Genomic DNA, 1,835 nt, shown 5'->3' on the forward strand with positions numbered 1-1,835 from the left:
TATGTTACCGACCAGCCGGAACGCTTCATCATGGGGGAACTGATTCGAGAACAAATTTTGCTGCTAACCCGCGAAGAAGTTCCCCACTCAGTCGCCGTTACGATTGACATGGTAGAGGAAGAACCAACGATTACTCGCCTTCTGGCGACTATCTACGTTGAACGCGACTCGCAAAAGGGGATTTTGATTGGCAAAGGCGGAACGATGCTCAAAGCGATTGGTAGCGCTGCCCGCGAACAAATCCAAAAGTTAATTGCGGGAAAAGTTTATCTGGAGTTATTTGTGAAAGTGCAGCCGAAATGGCGGCAGTCTCGACTACATTTAGCAGATTTGGGGTACAGGGTGGAACAGGAATAAACCGCAAAGACGCGAAGGACACGAAGGAAGAAAACCCTTCTTTTTCTTCCTTCGCGCTCTATAGCGCTAACGCGCATGGCTCCGCTAGTGCGTCTTTGCAGTTCCTCAAATCCCCAAACGTTGATAAATCTCGTCTAAATGCTGCAAATGATGCTGCGGAGCGAAACACGCCTCAACTTCTTCTGAAGAAAGATGCTGTGTAACGCGGCTGTCCTTAGCAATCAAATCGTGGAAATCGCCATCGGTTTTATTCCACGCTTGATGAGCGCAAGACTGCACCGTTGCATAGGCGTCCTCGCGGCTCATTCCTTTTTCTACCAGGGTGAGCATGACTCGCTGGCTGAAGACGACGCCGCCGTAGCAATTCATATTCCGCTCCATGTTTTCGGGATAAACCAGTAGGTTTTTCACCAAATCGGTCATTTCCGCTAACATGAAGTGCGTTATGGTGCAGGAATCGGGCAGGATCATCCGCTCCACAGAACTGTGAGAGATGTCCCGTTCGTGCCAAAGGGCGACATTTTCTAAGGCGGCGACGGCGTGACCCCGAACAACTCGTGCCATTCCCGTTAATCGCTCCGAACGAATCGGGTTGCGCTTGTGCGGCATCGCAGAGGAGCCTTTTTGCCCTTTGGAGAAGAATTCTTCGACTTCCAGAACATCTGTGCGTTGCAGGTTGCGAATTTCAACAGCAAACCGCTCAATTGAGGCAGCCACTAAAGCCAAAGTTTGTACAAAATCGGCATGGCGATCGCGCGAAATTACTTGCGTCGATGCTGTATCCGCTTCAAGTCCCAGTTTTTGGCAAGCGATCGCTTCAACTCTCGGCTCAATATTGGCGTAGGTTCCGACTGCACCGGAAATCTTGCCAACGGCAATTTCTTTGCGAAGACGCTGGAGGCGCTCTCGCGATCGCAATACTTCTGCCAACCATCCCGCCAGCTTAAAGCCAAATGTAATCGGTTCCGCGTGAATGCCGTGCGATCGCCCAATCATCACCGTACTTTTATGCTGCTGCGCCTGCTGGCGAATTGCTGCAATCAAATCTTCCACCCCTGCCAGCAACACATCCAAGCTGGCTACCAGTTGCAGTGCCAAAGCTGTATCCAGCACATCCGAACTGGTTAATCCCAGGTGAATATAGCGCCCCGCGTCGCCTACATATTCATTGACGTTTGTCAAGAACGCGATCATATCGTGGCGGACTTCAGCCTCAATTTCTAGCACCCGCTTCGGGTCAAAATTAGCCTTCGCCTTAATTTCCTCAACCGCCTGGGTTGGAATATAACCCAGTTCAGCTTGGGCTTCACAGACTGCAATTTCAACCTGGAGCCACGTCTTCAGTTTATAGGTGTCAGTCCACAGGTTGCCCATCTCAGGCAACGTATAACGCTCGATCACAGCAAGTGTCGCAGAATACAACCGTTTTATTGTACAACTGACGGTCAGATATGCCGCGACTCAAAAAATGCTTCTTG

At 50.5% G+C, this 1,835-nt stretch carries 2 protein-coding genes; one reads left to right on the plus strand and one right to left on the minus strand.

Going from position 1 to position 1,835, the window contains the following annotated elements:
- On the plus strand, positions 1–357 hold a 357-nt coding region (gene era / locus H6F50_RS03215), incomplete at its 5' end, for a GTPase Era (protein ID WP_190426279.1).
- Between the two features lie 105 nt (positions 358–462).
- On the opposite strand, the gene purB is transcribed toward era, so the two are convergent.
- Positions 463–1,758 carry an adenylosuccinate lyase gene (purB, locus tag H6F50_RS03220; protein ID WP_190426281.1) on the minus strand — a complete coding sequence of 432 codons (1,296 nt, stop codon included), beginning with the start codon at positions 1,756–1,758 and terminating at the stop codon, positions 463–465.
- Positions 1,759–1,835: the final 77 nt, after the last annotated feature.

The organism is Coleofasciculus sp. FACHB-712 (genome assembly GCF_014695635.1).
GTDB lineage: Bacteria > Cyanobacteriota > Cyanobacteriia > Cyanobacteriales > FACHB-T130 > FACHB-T130.